24 protein-coding genes are annotated in these 23148 nt (G+C 66.9%); 6 read left to right on the top strand and 18 right to left on the bottom strand.

Annotated elements, in window-relative coordinates; all coding sequences use genetic code 11:
- Window positions 1-5: 5 nt before the first annotated feature.
- The 14 genes from ACZ6YI_RS04840 to rclC form a co-directional block, all read right to left on the bottom strand.
- The gene (locus ACZ6YI_RS04840) at window positions 6-1313 is read right to left on the bottom strand and encodes a DUF58 domain-containing protein (RefSeq protein WP_465777915.1); all 1308 of its coding nucleotides are present in this window, start codon (window positions 1311-1313) and stop codon (window positions 6-8) included.
- A complete protein-coding gene (locus ACZ6YI_RS04845; RefSeq protein WP_440325504.1) occupies window positions 1313-2320 on the bottom strand; it encodes an AAA family ATPase in 1008 nt (335 codons plus the stop codon). The genes ACZ6YI_RS04840 and ACZ6YI_RS04845 overlap by 1 nt, the downstream gene beginning before the upstream one ends.
- The gene (locus ACZ6YI_RS04850; protein ID WP_465777654.1) at window positions 2317-3399 is read right to left on the bottom strand and encodes a DUF4350 domain-containing protein; all 1083 of its coding nucleotides are present in this window, start codon (window positions 3397-3399) and stop codon (window positions 2317-2319) included. Before ACZ6YI_RS04850 ends, ACZ6YI_RS04845 begins: the two co-directional genes overlap by 4 nt.
- Window positions 3396-4910: a DUF4129 domain-containing protein gene (locus ACZ6YI_RS04855; protein WP_465777655.1), complete on the bottom strand. Its 1515-nt coding sequence runs from the start codon at window positions 4908-4910 to the stop codon at window positions 3396-3398. The genes ACZ6YI_RS04850 and ACZ6YI_RS04855 overlap by 4 nt, the downstream gene beginning before the upstream one ends.
- Window positions 4900-5877 (bottom strand): stage II sporulation protein M, encoded by a 978-nt coding sequence (locus ACZ6YI_RS04860; protein WP_465777656.1) that lies wholly within the window; start codon window positions 5875-5877, stop codon window positions 4900-4902. The genes ACZ6YI_RS04855 and ACZ6YI_RS04860 overlap by 11 nt, the downstream gene beginning before the upstream one ends.
- Window positions 5874-6554 carry an RDD family protein gene (locus tag ACZ6YI_RS04865; RefSeq protein ID WP_465777657.1) on the bottom strand — a complete coding sequence of 227 codons (681 nt, stop codon included), beginning with the start codon at window positions 6552-6554 and terminating at the stop codon, window positions 5874-5876. Before ACZ6YI_RS04865 ends, ACZ6YI_RS04860 begins: the two co-directional genes overlap by 4 nt.
- Window positions 6554-7039 (bottom strand): RDD family protein, encoded by a 486-nt coding sequence (locus ACZ6YI_RS04870; protein WP_465777658.1) that lies wholly within the window; start codon window positions 7037-7039, stop codon window positions 6554-6556. The genes ACZ6YI_RS04865 and ACZ6YI_RS04870 overlap by 1 nt, the downstream gene beginning before the upstream one ends.
- Before the next feature lie 28 nt (window positions 7040-7067).
- Window positions 7068-7574, bottom strand: a complete 507-nt coding sequence (locus ACZ6YI_RS04875; protein ID WP_465777659.1) for an RDD family protein — start codon at window positions 7572-7574, stop codon at window positions 7068-7070.
- A gap of 130 nt (window positions 7575-7704) precedes the next feature.
- A complete protein-coding gene (locus ACZ6YI_RS04880; protein ID WP_465777660.1) occupies window positions 7705-9390 on the bottom strand; it encodes a hypothetical protein in 1686 nt (561 codons plus the stop codon).
- Window positions 9387-9533, bottom strand: coding sequence for a hypothetical protein (locus ACZ6YI_RS04885; RefSeq protein WP_465777661.1), 147 nt, complete (start codon window positions 9531-9533; stop codon window positions 9387-9389). The genes ACZ6YI_RS04880 and ACZ6YI_RS04885 overlap by 4 nt, the downstream gene beginning before the upstream one ends.
- A gap of 39 nt (window positions 9534-9572) precedes the next feature.
- Complete coding sequence (locus tag ACZ6YI_RS04890) at window positions 9573-11783, bottom strand: TIR domain-containing protein (protein ID WP_465777662.1); 2211 nt, start codon at window positions 11781-11783, stop codon at window positions 9573-9575.
- Window positions 11784-11928: 145 nt separating this feature from the next.
- A complete protein-coding gene (locus tag ACZ6YI_RS04895) occupies window positions 11929-12303 on the bottom strand; it encodes a lipid-A-disaccharide synthase N-terminal domain-containing protein (protein WP_465777663.1) in 375 nt (124 codons plus the stop codon).
- Between the two features lie 3 nt (window positions 12304-12306).
- Window positions 12307-12441, bottom strand: coding sequence for a hypothetical protein (locus ACZ6YI_RS04900; protein WP_465777664.1), 135 nt, complete (start codon window positions 12439-12441; stop codon window positions 12307-12309).
- A 221-nt stretch (window positions 12442-12662) separates the two neighbouring features.
- The gene (gene rclC, locus ACZ6YI_RS04905) at window positions 12663-13280 is read right to left on the bottom strand and encodes a reactive chlorine resistance membrane protein RclC (protein ID WP_465777665.1); all 618 of its coding nucleotides are present in this window, start codon (window positions 13278-13280) and stop codon (window positions 12663-12665) included.
- A 226-nt stretch (window positions 13281-13506) separates the two neighbouring features.
- Here rclC and ACZ6YI_RS04910 point away from each other — a divergent pair, with 226 nt between their 5' ends.
- Window positions 13507-13704, top strand: a complete 198-nt coding sequence (locus ACZ6YI_RS04910) for a hypothetical protein (protein ID WP_465777666.1) — start codon at window positions 13507-13509, stop codon at window positions 13702-13704.
- A gap of 12 nt (window positions 13705-13716) precedes the next feature.
- Here the strand turns inward: ACZ6YI_RS04910 and ACZ6YI_RS04915 are convergent, their stop codons facing one another.
- Window positions 13717-14607, bottom strand: coding sequence for a LysR family transcriptional regulator (locus ACZ6YI_RS04915; RefSeq protein WP_465777667.1), 891 nt, complete (start codon window positions 14605-14607; stop codon window positions 13717-13719).
- 118 nt (window positions 14608-14725) lie between these two features.
- On the opposite strand from ACZ6YI_RS04915, the gene ACZ6YI_RS04920 reads away from it, so the two are divergent.
- The 4 genes from ACZ6YI_RS04920 to ACZ6YI_RS04935 all read left to right on the top strand — a co-directional run bounded on the left by ACZ6YI_RS04920 (window position 14726) and on the right by ACZ6YI_RS04935 (window position 18615).
- Complete coding sequence (locus ACZ6YI_RS04920; RefSeq protein WP_465777668.1) at window positions 14726-15448, top strand: SDR family NAD(P)-dependent oxidoreductase; 723 nt, start codon at window positions 14726-14728, stop codon at window positions 15446-15448.
- Entirely contained in the window at window positions 15448-15933 is a 486-nt protein-coding gene (locus ACZ6YI_RS04925; RefSeq protein ID WP_465777669.1) for a RidA family protein, read from the top strand. The genes ACZ6YI_RS04920 and ACZ6YI_RS04925 overlap by 1 nt, the downstream gene beginning before the upstream one ends.
- Window positions 15934-16007: 74 nt before the next feature.
- Window positions 16008-17432 carry a hypothetical protein gene (locus tag ACZ6YI_RS04930; RefSeq protein ID WP_465777670.1) on the top strand — a complete coding sequence of 475 codons (1425 nt, stop codon included), beginning with the start codon at window positions 16008-16010 and terminating at the stop codon, window positions 17430-17432.
- A 94-nt stretch (window positions 17433-17526) separates the two neighbouring features.
- A complete protein-coding gene (locus ACZ6YI_RS04935) occupies window positions 17527-18615 on the top strand; it encodes a glycosyltransferase family 9 protein (protein WP_465777671.1) in 1089 nt (362 codons plus the stop codon).
- A 158-nt stretch (window positions 18616-18773) separates the two neighbouring features.
- Here the strand turns inward: ACZ6YI_RS04935 and ACZ6YI_RS04940 are convergent, their stop codons facing one another.
- The 3 genes from ACZ6YI_RS04940 to ACZ6YI_RS04950 all read right to left on the bottom strand — a co-directional run bounded on the left by ACZ6YI_RS04940 (window position 18774) and on the right by ACZ6YI_RS04950 (window position 22426).
- Window positions 18774-20159 carry an ATP-binding protein gene (locus ACZ6YI_RS04940; RefSeq protein WP_465777672.1) on the bottom strand — a complete coding sequence of 462 codons (1386 nt, stop codon included), beginning with the start codon at window positions 20157-20159 and terminating at the stop codon, window positions 18774-18776.
- The gene (locus tag ACZ6YI_RS04945; protein ID WP_465777673.1) at window positions 20156-20821 is read right to left on the bottom strand and encodes a response regulator; all 666 of its coding nucleotides are present in this window, start codon (window positions 20819-20821) and stop codon (window positions 20156-20158) included. Before ACZ6YI_RS04945 ends, ACZ6YI_RS04940 begins: the two co-directional genes overlap by 4 nt.
- Window positions 20822-20947: 126 nt before the next feature.
- Window positions 20948-22426 (bottom strand): SulP family inorganic anion transporter, encoded by a 1479-nt coding sequence (locus ACZ6YI_RS04950; protein WP_465777674.1) that lies wholly within the window; start codon window positions 22424-22426, stop codon window positions 20948-20950.
- Window positions 22427-22705: 279 nt separating this feature from the next.
- Between ACZ6YI_RS04950 and ACZ6YI_RS04955 the strand changes: the two genes are divergently transcribed.
- Window positions 22706-23143: a DUF4265 domain-containing protein gene (locus ACZ6YI_RS04955; protein WP_465777675.1), complete on the top strand. Its 438-nt coding sequence runs from the start codon at window positions 22706-22708 to the stop codon at window positions 23141-23143.
- Window positions 23144-23148 lie beyond the last annotated feature (5 nt).

Here is a 23148-nt window from a genome sequence, read left to right on the forward strand (position 1 = left end):
GCGGCTTACAGGCGCCCTGCCCGCTTGATCGCGAGATAGCGCTCCACGAGGCGTCCCGACAGCTCGCTGGCGAGGACATCGAGCGTGGCGATGCCTTCGCGGCGCAGGCGGGCGTGCACGGCATCGCGCTGGTCGAGGTAGCGCAACGCGCCGGCGGTGCGGATCGCGGCCTCCAGGCTGTCGGTGTCGCCGGCGGCGGCGCGGTCGAGCGCCAGCTCGCGCAGGCTCACCACCAGCACGAGGTGGCGGCGCGACATCATCTTCACCGCCGCGCGCAGTTCCTCGTCGTCCTCGTCGCGAACATTGGTGACGAGCACGACGAGTGCCCGGCGCCGCTGCCGGGTCTGCAATTCGCTGGCGGCATGCAGGTAATCCGTCGCGATCGGCTCCGCGTGCAGGTCGTAACCCGCGCCCAGCACCATGTCCATGCCGCCGGCGCCCTGCTGCGGCGCCAGCCAGCGGGTGGCCTGGCCCGTGCAGGCCAGCAGCCCCACGCTGTCGCCCTGGCGTAGCGCGATGTACGCAAGCGCCAGCGAGGCATTCAACACCTGGTCGAAGTGACCGACACCGTCATCCTCGGCCAGCATGCGCCGTCCGCAATCAAGCATCAGCACCACCTGCTGGTGGCTCTCGTCGCGGTACTGGCGCGACATCAGCCGGCCGCTGCGCACGGTGGCTTTCCAGTCGACCTTACGCAGGCTATCGCCCACGCGGTAGTCGCGGAGCTCCTGGAACTCGGTGCCCTCGCCGCGCCGGCGCTGCAATCGCGCGCCGACCGAGCGCGACGCGAGCTCGACGCTCAGCCCCGCCATGCGCGCGAGCGGCGCGTAGTTGGGAAACACGCGTACCTCGCCGGGAGCATCCAGCGTGCGGCGGGAGCGCCACATGCGCCACGGCGAAGCGAGATCCACCTGGCAGCCGGCAAACGCGAACCGGCCGCGGGCCGCCGGCCAGGCGTGGTAGTCGAACGCCAGTTCGCGCGCGGCCGTCAGGGTGACGTCGCGCGGCAGGCCCTCGACACGCCAGCCGCCCGGGTGCATATCGTGCACGCGCAGGGTCTTCTGCCGCCGTCCCGTATGGCGCAGGCGCAGGGTGATGCCCGCGCGCTCGCCAAGGGGCAGCACGGCGTCCATGTCGCGGCGTAGCACCGGTGCCGGCTCCCGACGCGCAAGCCCTGCGTCGACTGCCGCGACGACCGCGACGGCGGCGCCCGCAACCAGCCATGCCAGCAGCGGCAGCATCTCGAACGCCACGAGCAAGCCAACGCCCGACCACGCGGCCAGCAGGCACATCAGGGGCAGAGCCGGACGCATCATCGACGCGGTGCGGCCACTTTATGCAGCAGGCCCTTGAGGATATCTTCCACGCGCTGGCCATCGATCAACGCTTCCGGCGCGAGCACCAGCCGGTGGCGAAGCGCGGGGATCGCCACGCCGCGCACGTCGTCCGGCGTGACGAAGTCGCGACCCTCGAGAAGGGCCGCGGCACGCGCCAGGCGGATCAGGGCAAGGCCGCCACGCGGGCCGGCACCGGTCATCACACCCGGCCATTCGCGGGTCGCCCGCGCGATGCGTACCGCGTAGTCGATCACTTCATGGTCCACGCGCAGGCTGGCGACCATGCGCTGCACGGCGATCAGCTCCGCCTCGTTCATCACCGCGGTGACGCGCGACACATCGAGATCCGCCGCCACCTGGCCACCAAGCACCTCGGCGACCATGCGGGTTTCATCGGCGAGCCCCGGGTAGTCGATCTGCACCTTCACGAGGAAGCGATCCAGCTGGGCTTCCGGCAGTGCGTACGTGCCTTCCTGCTCGATCGGGTTCTGCGTCGCCACCACCATGAACGGCTGCGGGAGCGGGAAACGGCGGCCTTCGATGGTCACCTGGTTTTCCTGCATCGATTCCAGCAACGCGGCCTGGGTCTTCGCGGGCGCGCGGTTGATTTCGTCGGCCAGCAGCAGGTTCGCGAAGACGGGGCCGCGGCGGATCTGGAAACGTTCGGCCTTCATGTCATAGATGGCATGGCCGGTCACGTCGGAGGGCATGAGGTCCGGCGTGAATTGCACGCGGCCGAACGTGCAGCCGACCGCGCTGGCCAGCGCGCGCACCAGCAGGGTCTTGCCCAGCCCGGGGACGCCTTCGATCAACACATGGCCCGCGGCCAGCAAGGCCAGCAGCACCTGCTCGAAAACCTCCGGCTGGCCGATGAAGGCATGCCCCACCTGGGTGCGCAACGCGGCGATGCGCGCGGCCACCTGCTCGGGTGTGAACGTGATCGGCGTCGCCTCGGCGCGCGGGGTGTCGACAGGCGTGTTCATGGGTGTCTCCGCAATCGGGACAGGATGGCGATGCTTTCGCGGAACGCGTTGGCATCGGCGGGAGGCCGGAAAGCCCGCGCGATGTCCGCGGGTGCCTCGTCGAATCGTTCGGCCAGGCGGGCGTAGAGCAACTCGCCCTCCAGCCCGTCGGTACCGGGATCGAGCCGTCGTGCGCGGGCAAGCACGCCAACGCACACGCGGGCATGCAATCCGCGGCCGCGGTCGCGGCCATACAGGAACTCGCCGGCCGCCTGCACGTGTTCGACCAGCGCGCGACGGTCCGCGCGCGGTGCGTCGCGCACGGGACCCAGCCGCGAGGCCTGGGAGACGGCCCATGCCGCGAGCAGGATCGCGAATGCCAGCATGGCCGCCCATCCCTTCGTGAACAGGAGGCTCCAGATGCGGGCACCTTCCACGCGGTAAACCAGCGCGATCGACTGGCGGGTATCGTCGGCGTTGAGCAAGCGCGCGACCAGCCGGCGTGCGACCGGATCCTCGAGGCCGCGATCCACGAAGGGAGCCAGCGACGGTACGAGGATGATCTTGCCGTCGCCATATCGCACGGTCGCCAGCAAGTCGCCGGTGGCGTCTCCGATGCCATCGACTCGAACGGCCGGCGTCATTTTCATGCGAGGGCCGCACCAGCTATACGCTTTCTCGCCGGGCTTGCCTTCGATGGAAAGGCAACCGTAGCCACTGGTTTTAAGCCCCGTATCTTCGGTGACGCTTTTCCAGAAACTGGCGCGCTCGGTCACGGCGGGGGAACCGGTGGGCAACACCAGCGTGCCCCCATCGCTTACGAAGTCCAGCAGGTTTTCAGCGTCGTTCCGGTCCAGGTTCGCCGGGTTGACGCCAAGCACCGCCAGCGACTCATCCTCCACCGGGATGTAACCCAGCGCGTGCGTTGCCACGCCCATGCGCTGCATCACGCGCTCCAGCGCATAGAAGTGATCGGTCGCGGCCTTGCCGCTCGGCGGTACGTCGACCTCGACATCCTTGCGTTCGTACAACGCAAAGAACCCGGCGAGGCAGGCCAGCACCGCCGCCAGTACGACAAGCGTCCATTTGCCGTGGGTCATGCGCGCTCCACCGGCCAGCCGCGGAGCATCGCGTGCAGGTCTTCATCAGCCGGAAAGCGGTCGGCGTAGGCGGCGTACTGCCAGGTGCGCACGATGCGAATGGCGCGGCGGCTCGCTTCGTCGTCGTCGAGCCGGCGCGCACCGGCGATCGCGTCCGCCTCGGTCGCATCGGGCATCACGGGCTCATCCAGCCGCGCGGAGACGCGCTCCACGGTGCCGCGGTACAGCAGCGCAAGGGCTTCGCGCCGCGCGCCCTTCAGCCACAGCGAACCGACCTCATCGCCAAAACCCCGCGGCACGGGTGCTTCGTCCAGGGTCGTTTCCGTCACCGCGTTGCGCGGTGCCTCCGGTGCTGCCGTGCGGCCCTGCCCGCGCGACGGCCAGCGGCGCACGGCGAACCACGCGAGCCATGCCAGGGCTCCGACCAGCAACGCCAGCAGGATCACCTTGAGCGTCACCGCGGCTCCGGCCATGTTGAATTCACGCAGGGGCACGTCCTTCGGTGGCGGCTTCGGCTGGAGGGGATGCTTCAGTGCCCAGCGCGTTTCATGGGCCGTGCCGCCGAGCAACGGGTCGGCAAGGACCGCAGCCGAAATGCGATCCAGGCGTTCGTCCGTCCCCGGCTGCGGCGCCTTGAACGCTGCATCCAGGTGGACGGTCGTCCGGCTCTTCGCCATCGCAGCCTGGGCATCATCCGCGGCGTGGGCGGGCTGGATGGCGAAGCACGCGGCGACGAAGATCACCATGGTGGCGCCTGCCGCCACCAGGCGGTTACGCAACCGCTGGAAAGCCAGGTCAAGGTCCCACGCTTCGAGCTCGGTGCGACGCCCGAGGTATAGGGCGAAACCGCCGGTGGTGCACAGCGGCTCGGCGAGCGACATGCCAAGGTAAGCACCGACGATGAGCGGCATCGCGAGCGCGTACGGCATGCTTTTCAGGAACCAGCCCTGTAGCCAGTACGACTCCCAGAGTTCGGTGGGCACGAACACCGGCACGAACAGCAGCACGCTCAGCATCACCACGAGCTCGAAGATCAGGCAGGTAAAGGTGAGCGAGGTGCCCGGGCCATCCACGCCACGGCCGAAGACGCGCCAGCGGCGCGCGCGCTCCTGCCCGCTCAGGCCCTCGAGATAGAACACCGGCTGGAAGACACAGCGCCGCGGATCGAACCGGCGGAAGGTGAGCCAGGGCAGTACGCCCTTCAGGCCCCAGCCTACGGTGCTGCGCAGCGCCTCGCGCCAGCCGGGCGCCTCGGCGAATACGGCGCGCGACACGACGAACAACGGGATGCGCGCGAAGAATGGCTTTAGCCACCACAGCAGCAACAGCGATAGCCACGGCCGGTCGAGCCAGATCTCCAGGGCGATCGCGATGGCGAGCACGGGCAGCGTGGCCATGAACCACGCGGTGAAAATGGGACGCGCGTGACGGCGCAGCATCGCCGCGCCCAGGTCCATCGATTCACGGGCGCTGCGCAAGCGCAGCACCACGGCGATGCGCTCAATCTCCACGGCGCCTCCCGCGGCCACCCAGCCAGAGCCAGGCGGCCACCAGCGTCCACAACACGGCGGCGCTGCCGAATTTCAGGCTATCGGGGAATGCCGCCACCGATGACCAGAACGCCTCGATGAACGCCGCGATCACCAGCATGACGAACGCGCCGAGCACCAGCTGCGCACCCGTCGATCCCGCCTGGCGCAGGGCATCGCCACGGCGCAGGCGCCCGGGTGCCAGCAGCGTGTACCCCAGGCGCAGGCCTGCCCCGCCCGCGATCACGATGGCGGTGAGTTCGAACGCCGAATGGGCGACGACGAAGCGCCAGAACGGGCCGCCATAGCCGATCGCGTCGAGATGCCCGGCAATACCCCCGAAAAGAATGCCGTTCACGACGAGCACGTAGATCGCACCGACGCCGAAGAACAGCCCGGCGGCGAAGGTGCGGAATGCGATGCTCACGTTGTTCAGGACATAGAAGCCGAACATCGCGACGTCGGTGCCGCTGGTTCGGCCGATCTTCGCGCGCGCGGGGTTATACATCTGCTCGAATTCATCGAGCTTGTGGCCGCTGAAGATCATCCCGGCGACGTCCGGGCGGAAGTGGATCAACAGGAGGCACGCGATCGTCGGCAGGTACAGCAGGGCCGTGGCGATGAGCATCGCCTTCCATTCGCGACGGACCAGCCGCGGGAAGCCCGCGACGATGAATTCGCCGACGCGGTGCCAACGCGGCGCGGGCGGTCGGTAAAGCACCTGGTGGCCGTGGTCCACCATCCGCTGCAGCCGGTCGATCACGTCATGGCTATAGCCGCGCGCCCTGGCCAGCGCGAGGTGCTGGCAGATGCGCCGGTACTGCGCGGGGAAATCGAGGCCCTGCTCGGCCAGGGCTGACGACCAGGCCTTGCGCCCGGTACCGCGCATCCAGGTCTCCACCTCCATCCACGCAGCCTCGTGCAGGGCGACGAACCGTTCCTGCTTCATGTCCGCCCCAGCAACCAGTTGGCGTGCGCCACGAGCTTGCGCAGGCCGGCATTGCCCATGCGACCGGTCAGCGGCTCGAGCAGGTCACCCAGTTCACGCTGGCGGGCCTCGTTCAGTCCGCGGGCACGCTCGGCGAAGGCGACGATCGCCTCCTGCTCGTCACGGTGCAGCGGCACCGGCGGCGGCTCCGCGGCCTCGTTGGGCACCTGCCCCGCGGCGCGGCGTTTCATGACATGCACAACCATGGTGCCGGCGACGATGTCGCCAATACGGCGCCCATGCGGATCCATGAGGCAACTGACCAGCCCGATGCCGTAAACGCCCGGCAGCCCATCCACGGTCCGCAGGAGGTTGCGCACGACCGAGGGAAGCAGGGTCACGGGGGTACCGTCGGCGTTCACCACGCGGAGGCCGATCACGCGTTTGCCGATCGTCTGCCCATCCCACCAGACCTCGAGCACCACGCCGTACACCCAGTAGGCGATGAAGAGCACGAGCATGCCCAGGCCGAGGCCTGCCTGGCCGAGCATGCCGAGGATCACGAGCAGGAAGAAGGCGACGACGGCACGCAGTCCGAAATCAATGAGCCACGCGTGCGCACGCGGCACGGCGCCGGCCGCGTGCAACTGGAGCGAGACCCCTTCCGGGGTCTCGATCTGGCGTACGGTGTCCAGCATCAGGCGTCGACGACGATGGTGCCCGCGATCAGGTCATGGAGGCAGCGGCGCTCGGCGCCGAAGATGAAGCAGGCGTCGACGATGGTCACCAGGTTCACGAAGGGAATCATGCTGACGATCTGCACCGGCAGCCAGCGCAACAGCAGGATGCGCCACAGCGGTGCCGGCGAGCCATCCGCCATGACCACCTTGGTGCCCACGATCTTCTTTCCGATCGTCTGGCCATTGTTGTAGAGCAGGATGAGGTTGGTGATGCAGATCGCGATCACGAGGATGCCGCACAGCGCCGCGGCGGTCGACGTCACCGAGCCGCCGTTCTGCTTGGAGTAGGTATACGGTGCGAGGCACATCGCGCCGAAAATCGAATCGAGGATCGCTGCGCCAAGCCGCTGGCCACGGGTCGCCTTCGAGCGCTCAAGCTTTCTTGCGTCGACGAAACGGTCGTCGAGGTCGGCGACGGGCGCCGCGTACGGGTTGCTATCCATGTTCCCTGGTCTGCCTGTGTGGTGGGTTTCAGGTGTGTACGACGACCGTGTCGGCCATGTAATCGTGGACGCAACGGCGCTCCTGGCCAAAGATCAGGAGCACGTCGACGAGCGAGAAAAGTGGCCCGACCATCGGCACGACGCCGATGAGCCGGACCGTGAAGATACGCAGGACAAGGATCCGCCAGAGTTCGCACGCCGCACCGTCGCTGCGCACGATGGCGATGCCAAGGGCGCGCTTGCCAATGGTCTGGCCGTAGCGCGCCAGCAGCACGATGTTGACGATGATCCAGGCCAGGATCAGCACGAGGGCGACGAAGCCGCCGACCAGGACTGACTTGCCAGCGCCGGCCTCGCGGCTGAGGCCAAAGAACATCACGGCGACAAAAACGATGGTGCCGACGACGGCGCCATCGATCAGGGCGGCGCCAAGCCGCACGCCCCGCCCGGCCTTCCGGGATTCGACGCTCTGCCTCAGCGGCGGAGGCGCAAGCTCGAGCTCCGCCTGCGGGGCGGCGTAAAAATTGTCGTTCATTCCCTGTAACCCCTGTGGCGCCGCTCTCCCCGAACCGCGCTGGCGCCGAGTATAGGCACGCGCGGAGCGCCGCGCAAAGTGGTTCGTGAAGGGGCGGCTGGCTGGCCGCCGGGGCGCCCCCTGCCGCCCTTCAGAGCTTGCTGTGCTCGACCTGGCGCTCGCGCTGCATGAGCGTCCACTCGGCATGCTCGGTCAGGGCCGCCTCGCCGAGGGCGTGCAGGATCGCGCGTTGCTGCGCGGGGTCGCCGGTGCGATCCAGGGCGCAGCGGGCACTGGAGAAGATGCGCTGCATGAAACAGTACTGTCGCATCAGCTCGCGATCGGCCTTGCGGTACGCATAGGCTTCGCGCACCGCGGCGACGATGGAGAGCATCGCCATCAGGGTGACCAGGGTCACCTTGGTTTCCTCGTCGAGGCGCAGGGCGAACAGCGCGAGGAACACGCTGATGGCGATGCCGCCCCACAGGCTGATCCGGCCGACGGTTTCCGTGATGTGGTGCAACCCGGTCCTCTCGGCGGTCTTGCGCTCGTAATAATGCAGTTGCCCCGAGCGCCCCGGTTCACCCACCCACTCCGCGATCACCTCGCGCAGGCTTTCCTCGCCCGGTTCCTCGGGGTGGGTGGAGGGATACAGGCTGGCCGCGCGCATCACGTTACGGATCCAGCCGAGCTCGATGTTCTGCTTCTGCAGGAAGTTGTCGTGCGCGAACTCGTGGTCGGCGCTGGCGGCGATCCCTGCGCGACGCCAGCAGGACTGGATGCGCAGGCCCTCGGCCAGCGCCCGGTAATCCAGGTATTTGCGATGCCAGCCGCGCCGCCGTGCCAGCATGGCGACGAAGCCGCCGGTGGCGAACAGCCCCAGGAACCCGTAGATGAGCGAGTTGTTGCCGGGCAGGTGCGCATAAAAGGTAAACGCGATGCCCATTAGCGCCGCCACCGTATAGGTGGCGCGCAGCGCCAGGACCACGCGCTTGCGGAAATGGATCGCGAGCCAGTCCGCCTCGTGGAATACCTTCTCGATCGTGGCGGTCGCCGCGCAGGGCCCGCCGTGCAGTTCGCGTGGGGCTTCGTCGATCTCGCCGGCGTGGCGCGCCGCATCGTCGTTGAACTCCGCCATGCGTTCGAACATCTCGTGGAAATCGCGGGGAAGCCTCGGCTGGAAAGTCATGTCGTCCGCGATGCGCCAGCCCGCCTCCATGGGTTGCAAACCCTCGGCCACCGCTTCCCCGGCCCGCGGGCAGACGATGTGGTACAGCAGGCTCTCGTCGCCGCCCGCCAGCACGTGACGCAGATGCTGGTGGCGAAGGGTCGGCCCCGGCAGGGCGCCGGTCAGGTGGTAATGCACGATCTGCGCGGTGCCACCGACACCGTTGGCCTCGTTGCCATCCCAGAGCGCGAGCAGTACGTGGCAGTGGCTTGCGATATACACGCCGGCCTTCGCGTACTGCCGGTCGCGCGCGGCGCCCGGCGAGCCGACGATGTGCCGGGGCATCTCCATGAGCCGTGGCAGCAGCACGACCTCGGCCCGCTTGCGCAGGGACTCGAACGTCGCGTGCACCCCCGCATCGTCGAAATCATCGACGTAAAGGTCGGGCGGCAGGGGCAGCGGCGCAACCAGCCGCGCACCCACGGCGAGGGCCTCCTCGGCCACGAGCTGGTCACCCCCTTCGGCCAGCGCGGAGAGCACGAGCAGGGGCAGCCCCGGGAATTCATCCCGGAGCTGTTCGAAGAACGCCCGCACCCTGTCACGGACCTGTTCAATATCGCTGGCCGCGATGTCGCGATGGCTGGTGACACCGATGACCAGTGGGATCATGAGGGCTTGATGCCCGGTTTCTTGGTGATCAGCGAAGGCCTTTCGAGCCCCTGCGCCTGTGCGTCACCATCGTCTTCCGGCGCCTTGTCGCGGAAATCCTGGCGTTCGTCATCGGGCGCATCGTCATTGCGGTTGTTGGCCATGTCGTTCTCCCACTGCGGTGGTGGATCACCCGGCCCCTGCTACCGGCTTGCACCCGTCGCTGCCACCAGCTCGCGCTGGAAGGCCTCGTTGACGGGGTAATCGATGTGCGCACGGCGCAACTGCTGCACGAGCGCGGGATCGCGGTATCCCGCGGTCCACAGTGCGCGGATGGCGGGCTCGGCCTCGCCATGCCGGCCAAGCGCGAACAAGGCTTCGACACGGAGGGCGACCAGGCGCGGATCGGCGGCGCCGCTTGCCACTCCGCCTGCATCGCGTAGTGTTGTTTCACGCAGCCGGCGCGCCTCCGCCATGTCTCGTGCCGCATCCGCGGCGGCGAGGCGCGCGGCCAGTGTCGCCAGCAGCGTGGCGCGGTCAGCCGGCTGTAACGCATGCAGCGGCTCAAGCGCCGCGAGCGCATCACGCGCGAAGGCGGCTGCCTCGACGGCGCGACCCGCAATCCATGCCTGGGTCGACGCTTCGGTGCGCGCCTCGGCGTACTCGCGTTGCCATGCGGCATTGCGTGGATCCTGCTTGTGCAGCATGGCGAAGACAGGGAGTGCCGCACTCACGAGGCTACCCGCCGCCGCGTCATCGCCGGCGAGGCGACGCAGGCGGGCCAGGTGCGTGGAGAACAGCGCGACATGCTCCTGAGCGTCGGTATTGCTTGCATCGAGCGCGACGAGGGCACGAGCGGCTTCCACCGCACCTTGCAGATGCGCGGTTCCGGCCGCCACATCACCCGCCATGGCCTGCGTGCGGCCAAGCATCGCCTGCACCGTCAGCAGGCTGTCCCGACGATTCGCGTCCTTTGGATCCGCCCGGCCGAGACGCGCCTGGATCGCCTCATCCGCGGCGTACTCGGCGATCGCGTTCGCCAGTTCGCCGCGCATCAGCGCGAGCTTGCCCAGGTTGTAATGCGCCGATCCGAGCCACTCGGCGATATCGGCATCGGCGGGCGCCGTGGCAGCGAGACGCTGGAGGCGCGCGAGCATGTCGCGGTAATGCGCCCCCGCGTCATCGAGCGCACCGCGTGCTTCCATCACGCGGCCCATGTTGTTATCGAGCATGGCCAGCTGGAAATGCAGGTCGTTATTGGCAGGGGCCACCTGCTCGGCGCGTACCAGGATCGCGCGTGCGCTGGCGAATGCGCGCTGCGCTTCGTCCAGCCGCCCCTGCCGCCAGTGGACCATCCCGGTAAATGTCGTGATTTCGGCGAGTAGCACCTGGCGCGATACGTCGGCAGGCGCGGCTATGGCGAGCCCCTCAGCCACGGCGCGGGCTGCCTCGTACGACGCGAGTGCCGCGTCCAGCCGCCCCTGGTCGAGGCGCACGCTGCCGATCTTTTCCAGTGCCGTGGCCCGCTGCAGCAACGCCCTGTCGCTCACTTCATGCGTGGGTTGGGCCTGGAAATAGGCCATCGCGCGATCGTCCACCGCCTCCAGGATATCGAGCCGCGAGACCTGCGCGAGTTTGTCGTTGAGGTCGCCCAGCATGAAGGCCACCAGGTCTTCGGCGTCCTTCTGCCTACGTTCCGCGACATGACTCGCCGCGACCGCGTCACGGCGGGCGATCATCGCGTTGATCGCCAGCACGGTCATCACCACCGTGACCGTGAGCGCCACCGCGGACAAGGCAACCGCGCGGCGCGCCCGCCGCTGCAGGTCGCGACGCTTCAGCATGTCGAGCTCGAGCCCGAGCATGCCGGCGACCAGCTTGCACAGCGCATCCCGCTTGCCGTCGCCGCCAGGGCGTACATCCGCGGCAAGCGGTTCGATCACATCGTCGATGAGGTTGCCTTCCTGGTCGTAGCGCTGGCGAAGGGCCGGCGGAAAGCATTCCTCCGCGCCACGGCCCGGGATACGACTGGCGTTCGGCTCACCGCCGACGACAAGGCAGAAAATGCGCTCGCCGCCGCCGAGCCGCTGGTAGGTCCTCACTTCCTCATCGACCCAACGCGACAGCGCGGCCTCGGGCGAACAGACGATCAGCAGGCAGGCCGATTGCGCCAGTGCATGGGTCACCTTCCGGCCAAGATCACGCGCGGTAGCCAGTTCGGCGGTATCTCGAAAGACAGGAACAAGCCGGCGCGGCACCGAGCCGTTGTCGGTCACGCGGCCAACCAGCCGCTGCGGGATCACATAGGATTCAAGCGCGCGGTGCAGCCACGCCGCCCAGGCCTTGTCCCGGTGGCTGTAGCTGATGAAAGCCCGATAGCGAAAGGCAGGCGCCGCCGACCGTTGCGCAACCACGCGTGCTCTCCCCACGACGTATGCCGAAGCCAGCCCATCCACCCCTGGGGGATAAGCACCGGCTTGCCCGCCTGCCCGGACACGCGAGTGGTTACGCTAGCACCAAAACGTGACAGGCATCACAATTTGTTACGTTTTACCCGGGTTAATTGGATTCTCTCTCCCGCCGAAGGATCCACAGATTCCGGCCATACAACGCCGGGAGAAACACATAGCTGAGGATGATCGGCAATTTATCGAGGTGAACCGCGTAAACCAGCGAGATGAGGCTGCCCCAGAAACTCAGATACCAGAATGCCGCGGGCACAACGAGTCGCCCTTTGCGTTCCGAATGGATCCACTGGAGAACGAAGCGACTGCTGAAAAGCAGGCCGCCCGTAAGGCCAACGCAAGTCCACAGCGTGGAGTCGGCGTACAGCCAGGGGACAACGGGTTCGACGTATTGCCGAAACAGGGATTCGTTGATCATAGTTCGCAAAATAGGTGATCCCAGCGGGCGCGCGCTGCAGCGCGCGCCCATCCCTCAAAGACCCGACTGGAAGAAGCTATTCAGCCAACGGTCAATCCAACCACCCTCAACCTGGCCGTCGCCAGGAATGCACATCCGGATGTTCGTCGCCTTGAGCGACTCTTCAAGCTTTCTCTCGTACTCGTTCATTGCGCGTCCTTTGTGCAAGTGTGGGAGCCGCCACATCGGGCGCGGCGCAGCGCGCAGCGCGAGTTCACAGTCCACCAAAACGAATACCGACGCACCTCAGCGCAAACGTCAACCGAGGCAAGATGCGGTTGCGCCCCAGCCTACCTGCTTGTGCGATACGTAACGCGTGCGACGAAGCGGTACGAGAGCAGCGCCCTAGGTGGACGCCGCCCTACGCTAAATCACTTAGCGACTACCGCTGAGAGCGCCGCCGCGCTGGCTCGATCTGCAACACGCTCCTCAAGAATCCGCTTGGCCGCATCGATACCGATGACCCAGGCACCTGCGAGCATCAGCGTGTCCTTCAGGACCAGGCGCCCAGCACCCGAGAGATAAGGGAAGCCGTGTTGCGCGTCGCCCAGTGCGGGCACCCATGCCTCGGGCGTCGTGATCAGGAACGACAACGTAACCAGCGTCGTGCCGAACGAAAGGAACGCACCCAGCAAACCAAGCCGCTTCGAGAACGGGAACGACAGCACCAGCGCCGCGATGGTCAGCTCGACAACGCCAAGGCCACGCGAGAAGCCATACGTGTTGTTCTGCTCCTGCCAGGCGCGCTGCTCCGGTACCAACTGGCCCTCGTGGGTCAGGTGCGCCTTGTACTCGGTCGGGTGCTCGTAGAAGAACGACATCACCGGGCTGTTCGCAACAAACGGGGTGATGCTGTCGGCCTCGAAAGGCACGAATTTCAATGCGCCGATCCAGATAAAGACGATGGCGATGGCAAGGCGGATCAGGTTCGGACCGACGGATTCAAAGCGGACGAAGCGTTCCAGCAGGGAACGGAAGGCGGTGTTCATGTGAGCTCCAGGGTTAACGGACCATCCGGCCCGGCTGCTGCATATGCTCCGCCGCTGGGGTCGAGAGGTTAAGACGATATCCGCTCATGTTCTGGCGCCATCGTCTCACGCCCCGCCCGCCCTACGTAAGCGTCAGTGTTTTCTGAAATTCAGCCGTCGCACCGGTATCCGTGCCATGCTGAGGTCGGGTCCACCTCAAGATCAGTCGAACCCGACGGGAGCAGCAATGAAGCGTTTCACGATCCTCGCAGCGATGCTCGGCCTGGCAGCGATCCTCTTCATGGCGGGTTTCGCCACCGGTGCCATGTGCCTGTTTGCTGCGGGCGCGATGGTCGAGGCCGCCTTCTGGATCAAGCTGCAGCGCAAATCGCGCCCCGTGCGCGTGGTCGCCCGCCGCGACGACACGCGTCGTCGCATCCGCTGAACCCTCAGCCCGTCACCACGACGGGCTTTGCCATGCCGCCAGCGCGTCCAGGAAGACCTGCAGGCGCTGCGGCATGAAGCGTCGCGTGGGATAAACCGCGTGCACGGGGAATTCGGGTGAAGCCCATTCCGGCAGCAGGCGCACCAGATCCCCCGTGGCCAGCTGCTCATCGCAATACGCAGACGGCAGAAAGCCGACGCCGTGGCCGCGATAGACGAACGCACTCACCGAATTGAAATCGCGGCTGGATAGCGGCCCGCTGACGTGCACCCGCTCCGAGCGCTTGCCCTTCGTCAGCACCCACTCGGCCTGGTTATTGCGCCCGTTGATCATGATGCAATCGTGTTCCGCGAGGTCCGCGGGCTTCTGCGGCAACTTGCGCCCTTCCAGGTACGCGGCGGTCGCGACGACATAGCGCACGCTCGTGCCTACGTGCCGGGCCACCAGCGATGAGTCGTGCAAGTCGCCGTAGCGTATGGCGACGTCGATGTTCTCGCCGATCAGGTCGAGGAACGTGTTGGTAATGAACAGGTCGACGCGGATGCGTGGATACGCCCGCATGAATGCCGAGACGAACTCGAAGAACGGCGCCTGGCCCAGGACGACCGGCACGGAGATGCGCAGCAGGCCCTCGGGCGTCCGCTGTGCCTGGGTCAGCGCACGCTCCGCATCCTGCAGTTCGTTCAAGGGTTCGCCGCACTGCTCGTAATACGCCCTACCCTGCACGGTCAGGCTGAGCTTGCGCGTGCTGCGCTGGAGCAGGGTCACGCCCAGTGCTTCTTCCAGCGCGGTGACCCGCCGGCTCACGGTGGAGATCGGCATCGCCAGGGCCTGGGCGGCGCGGCTGAAGCTGCCCAGCTGGGCGACCCGGATAAAGACCGCGATGTCGTTGAGGTCCAGCATGGGCCGACTTTTGCACGAATGGAAAAGAGATTCCACACTTTTCCGTCTAATCAAGTAATGCCGATCGGCGGAGGATACCCATCCAGCAAGACACCTCCCTCACGCATCGGAGTCACTCATGAACGCTAAAACCATCATCGTCACTGGCGCTTCCCAGGGCATCGGCGCCGGCCTTGTCAAAACCTTCCTTGAGCGCGGCTACAACGTCGTCGCCACCTCGCGCACGGTCAGCCAGTCCACCGAACTGCCGAGCTCGGACCGCCTCGTCCGCGTCGACGGCGACATCGCCAGCCCGGCCACCGCCGAAGCCGTGGTCAAGGCCGCGGTGAAGGCCTTCGGCACGGTCGATGGCCTGGTGAACAACGCGGGCGTGTTCATCGCCAAGCCGTTCACGGACATCACCGAGGACGACTATCGCCAGCTGCTGTCGACCAACGTGGACGGCTTCGTCTACATGACCCAGCAGGTCATCCGCCAGATGCTCGCGCAGGGCACCGGTGGCGCCATCACCAGCATCACCTCGCCGCTGGCCAACCACCCGATCGCCGGGGTGCCGACCTCCGCCGCCATGATCACCAAGGGCGGCATCGAATCGGCCTCGCTGAACCTCGCGATGGAATACGCAGCGCAGGGCATCCGCGTGAATACCGTCGGCCCCGGCATCGTCGATACGCCGATGCACGCGAACGGCCCGAAGGACTTCCTCGCCACGCTTTCGCCGATCAACGGCATCTCGAGCATCCAGGAAGTCGTCGACGCCGTGGTGTTCGTCACCGAGGCGCCGCGCGTCACGGGCGAAGCGCTCCGCGTGGATGGCGGCGCCCACCTGGGTCGCTGGTAATGAACGCCCCGCAAGCGCAGGTCGCCGGCGCGGAACGGCGATTGGTGGAACTCGGTATCACCCTTCCGCCGCCGCCGTCGCCGTTTGGCAAATACGTCGAGGCGGTACGCGTCGGCAACATGGTCTACTTCAGCGGCATGCTGCCTGCCGTAGGCCATGACCTGCCCTTGCTGGGCCGGGTGGGCGAGGCGCTGACGGTGGCGGACGGCCGCAAGGCCGCCGAGATGGCCGCCCTCAGCGCGCTCGCCGCGGCGAAGGAGTTCCTCGGTTCGCTCGACAAGGTCACCGCCGTCGCGAAGCTCGGGATCTACATCGCCACGGTCGGCGATTTCCGCGAGCATCCGGCCATCGCGGATGGCGCATCCGAACTGATTGCCCGCGTGTTCGGCGACGACAAGCTCGCCCCGCGCGTGGTCCTCGGTATGGCGAGCCTCCCGCTGGGCGTACCGGTGGAACTGGAAGTCCTGCTCGAAGTCGCCGATTGAGTGCGACAAGGTGGGCGGCCTCAAGCTGTGCGGCCGCCCGCCGTTACACAAGGAGACTCTGACGAAGGACCGTTGTGAATCCCCTGCTGCTGAAGACCCCCGCCGCACCCGCCGCACCTTCGTGGCAGGACCGGATCGTCGCCCTGGCGACGCGCCCGGCTGTGTCGTCGCTCGCGTCGGCAAAGCCCTCCGTCGTGTTCGAGAGCTCGCCGCCGGCGACCGACCCGACGTATACCGACGCGTCGAAAACCACGGTGGACCCTTCTTCCGACGATGCGATCGGCGCATTGCTCGCACGCAACGGCACCCCAGGCCAGGCAGGTAGCGTTTTCGCCGGTCTCGGCCAGGCCCTGCTTGGTCGCTTCACGACCGAAGGCGCCAATTTCAGCTCCAGCGTCTCCGGCGCTACCCGCGCGGACAGCACCATCAGCCTGGGCATCCACACCGCAAGCGGCGCCACGGTCAAGCTGGCACTGAGCGCGACGGCCGACGGGCTCTCCGTTGCATTGAATTCGGATCGCACGCTCTCCGAGGGCGAAAAGAAGGCTGTCGCCGGATTGGCCCGCGCCTTCCAGGATGCCGTCGACGGACTCAGCAAGCAGCCGCCCACGTTGTCGCTCGATGGCTTGATGGCCGCCGATCCGTCGGTGCTCACTGGCGTCGACCTGAGCGCCACGGTCGCAACCGCCCCGGGCGTCCACGAAACGATCGACCTGCATGCGGGCAGCAACAGCCGCACGCTGAAGATCGCCGGTGCCGCAGGGTCCCTTTCGCTGGGGCTGGACATGAGCCAGCCGGCGACGTGGGGCAACCGCGCCCAGCGCGAAGCATCAATCGCCAATACGCTCGACCAGATCGACGCGGCCGCGACGCGCGGCCATGCCGATACGTCGCTCGTCGCGCTGTTCAAGGATGGCTTCAGCCAGCTCAACAGCCACTACCCGCCATCGCCCGCTGATGCGAGCACGCGCGGCACGACGCGCGATCTTTCCAGCACCGATCACGCGCTGCTGACCGGCCTGGCCGACTTCCAGGCGTCGATCGCGCAGGCCGGCAGCTCACCCAATCCGATGCGCAGCGGCGAGCGGGATACCTTCAACTACGAGCTGTCGCAGTCGACGGCGCTTAGTGGCCGCAACGCCAGTGACCGCCACATCAGCCAATCGCTGTCGAGCCACCTCACGGCGAGATTCCACACCTCGCCGTGGGCGGATACCGCGCTGCATCTCACCAATCAGCTGGGGTCGCAGAACTACAACTACACCGAGATCGACGACTCGGCACATGCGAGCACGGATATCGGGTATGCGAAGGGGAAGCTCGTCTCCGCTAGCGTCAGCCACGATGCGAGCCAGGACACCCGCGTGCGCAAGTACATGGTGGGCCAGCTCATCGACGATACCGACACGCCGACGCACCACGAGGCGACCCGCGACCTGCTGCCGCTGTTGAAGGCCATGGCGCGTCCGTCGGCGGGCACTCAGCTAAGACTAGGCTAAGTAAGCCTCCCGTCATCTGGCTGACAGGAGGCTCTAAGGTCCGTTCGGCAAGGTGTGCGCATTGCCCGCCCCACGGGTGCCCCACGGAATGCGCATGTCCTCGATCGTCGCCACCAACCGTTCCACGGCTGCCACGGAAGGCAAGCGCGCGCCCATGCACGGCCGCCTGCAAGCCTTCCGCCGCGCGGCCGTGGCGTGGTTCGTGCGCCGGGCTTTTCCAGACGCGCCGAATGTCGTGGCACCGGGCCAGCTTCCGCGTACCGGCATGCAGCGCATCCTGGTCTGCCGGCCCAACCACCGCCTCGGCAATACGTTGATGGTGACGCCCCTGCTCGCCGAGCTCGAGGCGCGGTTCCCTGGCGCGGAAGTGGACCTGCTTGCATCCGGTGGTGCTGCACGCGGCGTGTTTGCCGGCTTTTCGTCCGTTGGCGAGTTGTTCCTGCTCGATCGCCGCGCGCTGCGCCACCCGCTCGCCACGTTGCGCACGCTCGGCCGCCTGCGCGCGAAACGCTATGACCTGGTGATCGATGCCGCCTCGGGCTCATCCTCCGGCCGTGTGGCCGCGGCACTTGCCCGCGCCCGCTACCAGGTGCGCATGGACGCCACACCCGATGCACCGGCGCATTTCGCGGCGCGCCCCGTACATGCGCTGCGTGAGGCACTCGGTGTCCAGGGTGGCGAGTGGCCGATGCTCGACCTGCGCCTGGGCGACGCGGAGCGTGCGAAGGGCGCCGCGACGCTGCACCGCGTGCTCGATGCCGGCCATGACGGCATGGCGCCGGTGATGGCGATCTTCCCCAACGCCACGGGCGCCAAATGCCAGGATGCGCGATGGTGGCAGCAGTTCCTCGCGGCACTGTTCGAGCGCATCGGCGAACACCGCGTCGTGGAACTGGTTGCCGCGGATGGCCTGTCGCGGCTGGATAATGCGTACCCGACCTATTTCACCAGCGATGCGCGCAAGCTTGCAGCGTTCATCGAGGCCGCCGGCGTGTACATCAGCGCCGACTGCGGCGTGATGCACCTCGCCGCCGCCACGCGCGCCACCACCATCGGCCTGTTCAACCGCACCGACCCGAAGCGTTATGCGCCGTATGGCGCGGGTAATGCGGGCATCACGTGTGATGAAGCGGGTGCGGAGCAGACCGCGCGGCGCGTCGCGACGTTGCTAAAGCCGTTGTAGGAACGTTGTGGGAGCGTGCTGTGGGAGTTCGCTGTGGGAGTTCGCTGTGGGAGCGCGCTTGCGCGCGATGGGTGCTTGCGACGAGCACCCATCGCGTGCAAGCACGCTCCCACAGCACGCTCCCACAGCACGCTCCCACAACGGCGTTAGCACGAAAACTAGCGGGCCAGCGGCATGCGCACGTGCACCCGCAGCCCGTGCCCCCACGGCGCATCCTCCAGGCTGACCTGCGCGGCATGTAACTGGGCGACGCGCTGCACGATCGACAGGCCCACGCCGAAGCCATCGCCAAGGCCGGTCGCTTCGCGATGGAAGCGGGCGAACACCGCCGTGCGCCGTTCCGGCGGAATACCCGGGCCATCGTCGATCACGTCGATGTGCGCCTCGCCGTCGCGTGCCGCCAGGACCAGCATCACGCGGCCACCGGGCGGTGCGTGGCGTGCCGCATTCTCCAGCAGGTTGCGCAGCATCGCCGCCAGCGCGGCGGGATACCCCATCACGCTGACCACCTGCGACGGCAGCTCCACGCTCAGCGTGAAGCGCGTGCAGTCCACAGTCGGCGACCACTCCGCGACCACCTCACGGGTCACCTCGTTGAGATCCACGCGATTGACCGGCAAGTGGGCATGTTCGTCCAGGTGGGCCAGCACCAGCAGCTGGTCGGTGCGCCGCGAAAGCAGGCGCAGGCTGGCCAGCGCATCGGCCAGAGTCGCCGGTGAGGCCTCGGCACTGCCAAACGCGGCGGCGCTGTCGAGGTTGATCATCGTGGCCGCGATCGGCGTGCGCAGCTCATGCGCAACGTCCGCGCTGAAGCGCCGTTCGCGGTCCAGCGTGGTTTCGATGCTGTCGAACTGCGCGTTGAGCGCATCGACGATCGGCGTGATCTCGCGCGGCGAATCCGCGAGCACGACCGGCTCGCGGGCACCCGGCTGCCGACGGGCCAGCAGGTTCGCCAGCGTATCGAGCGGTCGCAGGCCACGACGCACGGCCCAGCGCAGCGCGATGAACAGAAGCGGCAGGCCGACCAGGATAGGCAGCGCCCGCTCCATGGCGACTGCATTGGTCATGTCGCGTCGGGAATCGTGCCGCTCGGCGACGCTGATGGTGACGCCCAGCGTCGGGTCCATGCGCGTATACACGTGCCAGAGGCGGCGATGGACCACGAACGTACGGATGACGCCGTCGGCCACGAGATCGCGTGGCAGGTCGCGCATGTTTTCGGTCACCAGGAGCGGATCGCCATCCTTGTCGGTCACCCGGTACCCCACCTCGGCCTCGAAGGTCGAGGCCGGTCCTTCACCGTTGGCGACCACAGGCACCGACGGCAGCGCTTCAAGCAGGGCCTGGTTCGAAAGCGCTCCCACGCCGGTCTGGCGGAGCAGCGCGTCGAGCGTTTCCGCCGTCTGGCGTAACCGCACGTCCGACAGTTCGTTCAACTCGGAGAGGGTGCGCAAGGCCGTGAGCAGCCCGAGCGGCAACAGCACCGCGAGCACGGCGAACGCCACGTAGCGACGCAGGCGGCGCTGGAGCGAGCCAGGCCTCACGCAGCGTCCGTTGGGACCATGTAGCCGAAGCCGCGAACCGTGCGGATGCTGTCCGGCCCCAGCTTCCGGCGCAGGGCGTGCACGAGCACCTCGAGCGCGTTGGGCCCGACATCGGACTCGTTGCCGTAGACCGAGCGCTCGATCGTTTCGCGCCGGACGATCCGCCCTGCCCGCTCCATCAGCACGTGCACGAGGGCAAACTCGCGGCGGGTCAGCTCGATCCGCTCGCCATCGCGGGTCAGTTCCATGCGCCCCACATCCAGGCGGAGGGGTCCCGCCTCGATGACGTTATCGGCCAGGCCCTGCGCGCGACGGGCCAGCGAGCGGATGCGCGCGGCCAGTTCGTCGAGATGGAAGGGCTTGACCAGGTAGTCATCCGCGCCGGCATCCAGGCCTTCCACGCGCGACTCGATGCTGTCGCGCGCCGTCATCACCAGGATCGGCGTGCGGATGCCCTCGCGGCGCGCCTCGCGAAGGACCTGCACGCCATCCTTGTTGGGCAGGCCAAGGTCCAGCAGCACCAGGTCGACATCTTCCTGCCGCAGCGCCTCCAGCGCCTCGTTACCCGCGCGCAGCCACATCACCGCGTGCGTCAGCTGCTCCAGCGCGCGCTTGATGGCGGCACCAAGCCGCTCGTCGTCCTCGACCACGATGATGTTCACGGGAGCCTCCGTCACTACGTCGGCGCCTATTCTGCAATATCGAGACGGAACGGAAACCTGCCGTGTCTCTGCGCCTGCCTGCGCGGGAACCATCGCGCGCAAGCGCGCTCCCACGGGGCACTGCGGTCAGTGGCCGCTCGCGGGACGGGCGCCTTCCTTGTCGTGCGTGCCGAGGCGGCCCACCAGGGTGGCGCTGGCCTGGTTGAGGCCGCGCACCTCCACGGGTACGCCGAGGTCACGGAATTTCAGGACGACCTTGTCGAGGGCGCCCACGGCGGTGAGGTCCCAGAAATGGGCCTCCTCGACATCGATGACCACGCCTGAAAGCCCGTCTTCGCGGAGGTCGAACTCTTCGACGAACGTATCCGAGGAAGCGAAGAAGACCTGCCCTTTTACCGAATATGTGCGTATGCCGTCCGCCGAAAGCGAGCTGTCGACGTCCAGCATGCGGCCGACCTTGGTGGCGAAGAACACGGCCGAGAGCAGTACGCCGGTGAGGACGCCACGGGCGAGATCGTGCGTCCACACCGTCACCACCACGGTCGCAAGCATCACCACGCTGGACGAGGTGGGGTGCGAACGCAGCGTCGCGAGCGAGCGCCAGCTGAAGGTGCTGAGCGACACCATGATCATCACCGCGACCAGCGCTGCCATCGGGATCTGGCGGACCCATGGCGCGCCGAACACCACCAGGATCAGCAGGACCACGCCCGCTACCAGGGTGGAGAGCCTGCCGCGACCGCCGGATTTCACGTTGATCACCGACTGGCCGATCATGGCGCAGCCGGCCATGCCACCGATCAGGCCTGTGGCGATGTTGGCCAGGCCCTGGCCCATGCATTCACGGTTCTTGTCCGAGCGGGTGTCGGTCATGTCATTGACGATCTGCAGCGTCATCATCGACTCGAGCAGGCCAACCACCGACATGGTCAGCGCGTACGGCAGTACGATCTTCAGCGTTTCCAGGTTCAGCGGCACATCCGGCCACAGGAAATGCGGCAGCGAATCGGGCAGCGCGCCCATGTCGCCGACGCGGTGGATGTCCATCCGGAAGACGATCGCAACGATGGTCAGGACGACAATCGCGACCAACGGCGAAGGCACGGCCTTGGTGATGTACGGAAACAGGTAGATGATCGCGAGACCGGCGGCGCACATCGGGTACACCAGCCAGGGCACGCCAATCAGCTCAGGCAGCTGGGCGAGGAAGATCAGGATCGCCAACGCGTTGACGAAGCCGGTGACCACCGAGCGCGAAACGAAGCGCATCAGTGATCCGAGCTTCAGCGCACCGATGGCCATCTGGATGACCCCGGTGCAGATCGTGGTGAAGAACAGGTACTGCAGCCCGTGTTCTTTCACGAGCGTGACCATGAGCAGGGCCATGGCACCGGTTGCCGCCGAGATCATGGCGGGCCGGCCACCGGCGAAGGCGATCACCACCGCCATCGAGAACGACGCGTAAAGGCCGACCTTGGGGTCGACGCCCGCGATGATCGAGAAGGCAATGGCTTCAGGGATAAGGGCGAGTGCGACGACGAGGCCCGAAAGGACGTCGCCACGCACGTTGAAGAACCATTGCTGGTTCCAACGGGTGGTATGCATGGGTGGGTATTCCTGGTGCGCCGGAAGGAAAAGGCCGGCAAGCGTCAACCCCGCGGCGGGAGGCCACGGCCGTCAGATAACGAAACGGCGATGTTTCAGGGTGGCGTAAGCACCGGGAAGGTCTCGGGAGGCATGCAGAAACGTAAAGAATAGCATGCCGATCGCGGGCGAGTTATTTCTCGGCTGCACAATTCGCGAATAGCGGTCTTGGCCCTTCCACGCAACCTTATTGCTGGAAGGCGGCACACAACAATAATGTGCCCCAATTCGGTGACTGACATGATCAAGGTTCGAATTGACATCGAGGACACCTCGACCTGGGGTGTCGAATCGGAACGACTTTGGGCATCCGCCTCGGAACTCGGCCTTGTTCTGGAAAACTCACCGACCTACGCATACGGCTACAGCTACAAGGATACGGTCTCGGCCAGGGTCGTCGACGGCCAGGCCGTGGTAACCGGAGTGATTGCCAGAGGCGGCCACTCCACGTTCCGCATCCTGCTCGACGAAGCCTTCGATGAAAAGCGTTGGGAACGCTACTGGCACCCGTTAAGCGAGGCCGGCTGTAGCTACGAGAGCAACGAAGCCCATACCGTGTTCGCGGTTGACGTGAAACCCACCGCGGATATCCGAAAAGTTGCCGCCCTGCTCGAGAACGGTGAGGCAGAGGGATTCTGGCAGTATGAGGATGGCCACATCGGTCATTCGCTGGGCTAGAGGCC

It is taken from the genome of Luteibacter sp. NPDC104163, assembly GCF_055584245.1.

Excerpts from the sequence above, each read along its gene's own strand:
- ACZ6YI_RS04840 (WP_465777915.1), bottom strand. The coding sequence starts at position 1,313 with ATGCGTCCGGCTCTGCCCCTGATGTGCCTGCTGGCCGCGTGGTCGGGC.
- ACZ6YI_RS04845 (WP_440325504.1), bottom strand. The coding sequence starts at position 2,320 with ATGAACACGCCTGTCGACACCCCGCGCGCCGAGGCGACGCCGATCACG.
- ACZ6YI_RS04850 (WP_465777654.1), bottom strand. The coding sequence starts at position 3,399 with ATGACCCACGGCAAATGGACGCTTGTCGTACTGGCGGCGGTGCTGGCC.
- ACZ6YI_RS04860 (WP_465777656.1), bottom strand. The coding sequence starts at position 5,877 with ATGAAGCAGGAACGGTTCGTCGCCCTGCACGAGGCTGCGTGGATGGAG.
- ACZ6YI_RS04865 (WP_465777657.1), bottom strand. The coding sequence starts at position 6,554 with ATGCTGGACACCGTACGCCAGATCGAGACCCCGGAAGGGGTCTCGCTC.
- ACZ6YI_RS04870 (WP_465777658.1), bottom strand. The coding sequence starts at position 7,039 with ATGGATAGCAACCCGTACGCGGCGCCCGTCGCCGACCTCGACGACCGT.
- ACZ6YI_RS04875 (WP_465777659.1), bottom strand. The coding sequence starts at position 7,574 with ATGAACGACAATTTTTACGCCGCCCCGCAGGCGGAGCTCGAGCTTGCG.
- ACZ6YI_RS04880 (WP_465777660.1), bottom strand. The coding sequence starts at position 9,390 with ATGATCCCACTGGTCATCGGTGTCACCAGCCATCGCGACATCGCGGCC.
- ACZ6YI_RS04885 (WP_465777661.1), bottom strand. The coding sequence starts at position 9,533 with ATGGCCAACAACCGCAATGACGATGCGCCCGATGACGAACGCCAGGAT.
- ACZ6YI_RS04895 (WP_465777663.1), bottom strand. The coding sequence starts at position 12,303 with ATGGGCGCGCGCTGCAGCGCGCGCCCGCTGGGATCACCTATTTTGCGA.
- ACZ6YI_RS04900 (WP_465777664.1), bottom strand. The coding sequence starts at position 12,441 with ATGAACGAGTACGAGAGAAAGCTTGAAGAGTCGCTCAAGGCGACGAAC.
- rclC (WP_465777665.1), bottom strand. The coding sequence starts at position 13,280 with ATGAACACCGCCTTCCGTTCCCTGCTGGAACGCTTCGTCCGCTTTGAA.
- ACZ6YI_RS04910 (WP_465777666.1), top strand. The coding sequence starts at position 13,507 with ATGAAGCGTTTCACGATCCTCGCAGCGATGCTCGGCCTGGCAGCGATC.
- ACZ6YI_RS04915 (WP_465777667.1), bottom strand. The coding sequence starts at position 14,607 with ATGCTGGACCTCAACGACATCGCGGTCTTTATCCGGGTCGCCCAGCTG.
- ACZ6YI_RS04920 (WP_465777668.1), top strand. The coding sequence starts at position 14,726 with ATGAACGCTAAAACCATCATCGTCACTGGCGCTTCCCAGGGCATCGGC.
- ACZ6YI_RS04925 (WP_465777669.1), top strand. The coding sequence starts at position 15,448 with ATGAACGCCCCGCAAGCGCAGGTCGCCGGCGCGGAACGGCGATTGGTG.
- ACZ6YI_RS04935 (WP_465777671.1), top strand. The coding sequence starts at position 17,527 with ATGTCCTCGATCGTCGCCACCAACCGTTCCACGGCTGCCACGGAAGGC.
- ACZ6YI_RS04950 (WP_465777674.1), bottom strand. The coding sequence starts at position 22,426 with ATGCATACCACCCGTTGGAACCAGCAATGGTTCTTCAACGTGCGTGGC.
- ACZ6YI_RS04955 (WP_465777675.1), top strand. The coding sequence starts at position 22,706 with ATGATCAAGGTTCGAATTGACATCGAGGACACCTCGACCTGGGGTGTC.